Origin of the sequence: Streptomyces sp. (assembly GCF_035563135.1) — a bacterium.
Taxonomy (GTDB): Bacteria; Actinomycetota; Actinomycetes; order Streptomycetales; family Streptomycetaceae; genus Streptomyces.
Genome location: NZ_DATMVN010000080.1, coordinates 1 through 3922, shown reverse-complemented (window position 1 = coordinate 3922; position 3922 = coordinate 1). Strand labels below are relative to the sequence as shown.

Here is a 3922-nt window from a genome sequence, read left to right as displayed (position 1 = left end):
ATCGACCACCCCGGGTGGATACACCCGCGTCAACACACCCAAGGCGATCCGGTCCGACAACCGTTCACCCGACGACTTCACCTGCCCAGGCCTTGGCACAACACATCCAACGACCAACACACCTCAAAGTCACCGGTATTGCGCCTAGGAGCTGTCCGGCCGATCATTGATGGCGTGCGTCTGGCTGCTGCTTGGGGCGCCTGCGTCGGCAGTCTGAAGTCGATTGGCGGGTGCTTGATGCTGCGCGACCATCGTCGGATGAGTACGGATGAGGGTGGGAAGTTGACGCGGGTTGTGCAGACGTGTTCCGCATACCCATCACAGTGGGATGCCTGGACGGCGGACGGCCAGTATCTGTATTTCCGATACCGGCGTGGCGTGGGCCGCGTCGAGTGGCATCCTGGCCCTGAGGATGACGCTGAGACGCCGGAGTCTTGGAACGAGGGCCTTCTCGGGCTTCTGGCCGAATGGGATGACGGCAGCGGCAGCGGTGTCATCAGCCTTGAGGACTTCATTGCGGCAGCGGGCTTGGTGTTGGCGCCGGGCGCCTCGGTGAGTTGAAGTCCTGGCACGCGGTCAGGTGCGGAGCCAGATGACGAGGGCAGCTGCGGTGACGGTGCCGAGGAAGACGTGGCCACGCTTGTCGTAGCGTGTCGCCACGGCGCGGAAGTTCTTCAGCCTGTTGATGGCCCTCTCGACGGTGTTGCGCTTCTTGTATCGCTCCTCGTCGAATCACGCCAGTGAACCCCGGTCCGAACCCGGTGAAGAATTCCGTCGATCACCTGCCGATGATCACGCCACCGCCCACACCGACCATTGCTCACCGGCAGGAACGGCCGCAGCCGCTCCCACTCGGCGTCCGACAGATCGCCGCGTTCTCTCCACCCCATAACGGAAACAACGAGCAGATCAGGCGACAGTCACATGATCGACCGGACGGCTGCTAGGTGACTGGCAGCGCCACCACGATCTCCTCGTCCTCGAAGTCCCCAGTCGGCTGGAAGCCGAACGAGGTGTAGAGGTGGCCGGCGGAAGCATTGTCCGGGTGGTACGAGAGACGGATCTCCCGGCACTCCGGCAGTGCCGACAGGCGCTCGATCACGGTGCCCAGAGTGGCGTGGCCCACTCCTTTGCCCTGCTCGACCGCGCTCACTACCATGCCGCCGATCCAGTGGGTGCCGTCCTCGTCGTCGTACGCCCACATGACGTGGCCCACGATGTCGTCACCGGCGCGGATACCGAGGGACGTCCATACCTCGCCACGCTGGGAGAGCAGGAGATAGCGCGCCGCGAGGGCGGCCACGTACCGGCGCTGCTCGTCGGCGGGCGCCACGTCGGCGACATCACGCCAGTTGTCCTCCGTGATCTCCTCGAGCACCACGGCCCGGCCCTGGCGGTCGGTGAACTGCTGCGTCATGCGCTCCCCATATCAGTGCTCGTCAGAGGAAGGTGAGAGTAGTCAGTCACGCACGGGCCCGGGTAGCGGTTTCCCGGTGTCTCCTGGGCCGCCCGAATGTCGAGGACCAATAGCCGGACCGGCTGGGAGGGTTCGGCTCGGATTGGCTTGTCGGGCGAGGGGGTCTGGAGCTCAGGTGGCCGTACCGTGATCGTGTCGACACGGCGGGGGAAGTGGCCGAGGGCGCAGTCCTGGCACAGCAGGTCTGTTCCGGCCGCGGTCACCCGCACGCTCTCCACCGGGGCGTTCCAGCAGGCTTCGCAGGTAGTGACGGCGGTCGGGGTCAGGGCGGTGGTCACGGGCGCTTGTCAGGGGGTGGGGTGGGCGACCAGGTAGGGGGACGCATGAAGTGCCTCCGTTTCGTCGGGCGGGTGGCGGCCCGCCCCGGCCGTTGTCCTGCCAGGGAATGAGCGGCCGGGGCGGAAGCTCAGCGCTTGCTGTCGAGGTTGAGGCGGCCTGACCGGGTTCCCTGCAGCCAGATGAGGTTGTCCAGCACCGAGTTCTGGGCGGCGCGGCGCTGGACTTTTGGCTGGGTAGGGGGCTCCGGATTCGGCTGCGCGGCGTTCCGTGGGGGCAATGCAGCTGGGTTGGTCACGGTCGTTATCCCTTCGGACATGAAATAGGACAGGAGCGAGGGAACCAGCGGACGACGAAGCCGTCGAGGTCGAGTTTTTGAGTTCCGAGGTCAACGGCGTGCCCGTTGCGTAATGGGGTGCTGCACCAGACGCAGTGCACGCCGCGTTGCTGCTGTGGGGACAGGGACTCGGCCTTCGGTAGCGGGCGGCCGGTCTCCACGGCCGTCAACGGACCGTTCCGGTGGAGAGGTGGAGGTTCCCGCCGGGGCCGAACGCCGCACCGAGCATGGCCGGGTCGGTCAACAGGTCAGAGCCGTCCGGCTTCTCCAGCCATCCCAGTTCGTCCAGGTACCGATCGGCCGGCGGGCAGCGCAGCGCCCACCCGGCGGGGTGCACAGTCAGCTGCGGCAGGTCATCGAGGAGCTGCCGCACACCGGCCGGCGCCAGCCCCCATGCGCGGTCGGCTTCCGGGTGGACAAGGACGGGGCCGAGCCGGGCGGGGCCGATGCGCTGCATGGTGGTCACGCTCGGCATGAGGGCGGCCTCGACGGCCAGCCAGCACCGGCCGGTGGCGACGAGCGCGAGTTCGTCGCGGTCCCACGCGTGGTGCACCTGTACGGGGTCCGGGGCGCAGGAAGCCGACCAGTCCGAGCCCGGATTGCGTGTCCGTGTGGCCATGACCAGCACGTTAGAGATCAGGGGCGCGAACGTGCGCGCCGATTGCGATGGATTGCGAATGTGGCCAGCCGAGTTGAGGCGGGTTGCTCAGGACAGGTCCAGTGATGCCCGCGCCCGGCCGATCAGGCGCCTCGCCTGCGGGCCGTAGACCGCAGCCTCGGCTGTCCAGTCCCACGCCCTCTCATACAGGGCGATGGTCTCCTCATCATCGAGCCACATCTCGGTACTGATCGTCTCGACAATGACCTGCCGCCGGTCGTAGATCCAGAACCCATGGGTGGGCGCACGCCGCAGCTGCGCTCCGAACGGGACGATCCCGAGCTCGATGGTGTCCAGGCCGATCAGCCCGGCCAAGCGGTCGAGCTGCGCCGCCATGACCTCGCGGGGGCACGTCACTACGTGCAAGGCGCCCTCCCACACCAGGAACCGGAACCGGCGCCCCGGTTCGTACAGGGCATCCTGCCGGCGGATGCGGGTACGTACGGCATCCTCCACGTCCCGGGGAATCTGGCGGAATTCCGAGTTCGCCTCGAAGGTGTGCCGGGCGTAGTCCGCCGTCTGGAACAGGCCCGGGACTCGGGCGACCTCCAGGCCGCGAATGGTCTGCGTCACCGTAGTCTCCGCGATGGCCAGCTCCTGGCGGGCCCGGTGCCCACCGGCCAGCTGGCGGCGCCACGACCGGTACTGCGTCTCCAGACCGACGAGCCTGCCCTTCAGCTCACCGGCCAGATCCTCGCGGCCCACGGCCTGTGCCCACGCTGCAAGGTCTGCACTTGACGGGGTCTGCTTCCCCAGCTCCAGGCGTGACACCTTCGAGCGCTGCCAACCGAGGACCGCAGCCACACCCTTGCCGTCGAGGCCGGCCTCGGTACGCAGCTCACGGAGCCGTGCACCGAGGGCGACCCGGGCAGATTGATAGTCGGTGCTCACACGGTCGAAGTTACCGCCTTGGCAAATTCCGCGGTGACGGTTGCGTGGTGCCATGCAGCGTCGCGGGCCTGGCAAGCGGCGGCAACGTCGGCGGGGTCCTCGCTCAGGACCACACCGAGGGTGGTGTCGTCCTCGTCGAAGACGAAGCGCGCGACAAGCCGGGAGTCGAAGAGCCAGAAGTCGTGGTCCGGCAGGCCCAGCGTCCTGGCCTGCGCGCGGGGGAGGTTGCGGATGTCCTCGCCCGCAGCCACGTTGCCGTGCCCCGTGGTCAGGAGGAACTGCT

Annotated in this window: 6 protein-coding genes and 2 pseudogenes; 1 reads left to right on the top strand and 7 read right to left on the bottom strand. The window is 67.6% G+C overall.

The features are described 5' to 3' along the window. Positions 1-561, top strand: a 561-nt coding sequence (locus VN520_RS03510; protein ID WP_325745343.1) for a hypothetical protein, incomplete at its 5' end; no start/stop codon positions are given. A gap of 15 nt (positions 562-576) precedes the next feature. Here VN520_RS03510 and VN520_RS03505 read toward each other — a convergent pair. From VN520_RS03505 to VN520_RS03475, 7 genes and pseudogenes are all read right to left on the bottom strand, one after another. After that, positions 577-732 (bottom strand): annotated as a pseudogene (locus VN520_RS03505) (IS5/IS1182 family transposase); the annotation flags it as partial. Then, positions 732-890: pseudogene (locus VN520_RS03500) on the bottom strand (transposase); the annotation flags it as partial. The pseudogenes VN520_RS03505 and VN520_RS03500, both read right to left, overlap by 1 nt. Before the next feature lie 53 nt (positions 891-943). After that, positions 944-1417 carry a GNAT family N-acetyltransferase gene (locus VN520_RS03495; RefSeq protein WP_325745342.1) on the bottom strand — a complete coding sequence of 158 codons (474 nt, stop codon included), beginning with the start codon at positions 1415-1417 and terminating at the stop codon, positions 944-946. A 466-nt stretch (positions 1418-1883) separates the two neighbouring features. Beyond that, the gene (locus VN520_RS03490) at positions 1884-2051 is read right to left on the bottom strand and encodes a hypothetical protein (RefSeq protein ID WP_325745341.1); all 168 of its coding nucleotides are present in this window, start codon (positions 2049-2051) and stop codon (positions 1884-1886) included. Positions 2052-2256: 205 nt separating this feature from the next. After that, complete coding sequence (locus VN520_RS03485) at positions 2257-2709, bottom strand: hypothetical protein (protein ID WP_325745340.1); 453 nt, start codon at positions 2707-2709, stop codon at positions 2257-2259. An 87-nt stretch (positions 2710-2796) separates the two neighbouring features. Beyond that, the gene (locus tag VN520_RS03480; protein ID WP_325745339.1) at positions 2797-3639 is read right to left on the bottom strand and encodes a helix-turn-helix transcriptional regulator; all 843 of its coding nucleotides are present in this window, start codon (positions 3637-3639) and stop codon (positions 2797-2799) included. Further along, positions 3636-3922: DUF6879 family protein (locus tag VN520_RS03475; RefSeq protein WP_331681913.1), on the bottom strand; the 287-nt coding region annotated here is incomplete at its 5' end. The genes VN520_RS03480 and VN520_RS03475, both read right to left, overlap by 4 nt.

What these genes read in the sequence shown, in the direction of transcription:
- VN520_RS03485 (WP_325745340.1), bottom strand. Translation starts at nt 2,709, where the DNA reads ATGGCCACACGGACACGCAATCCGGGCTCGGACTGGTCGGCTTCCTGC.
- VN520_RS03495 (WP_325745342.1), bottom strand. Translation starts at nt 1,417, where the DNA reads ATGACGCAGCAGTTCACCGACCGCCAGGGCCGGGCCGTGGTGCTCGAG.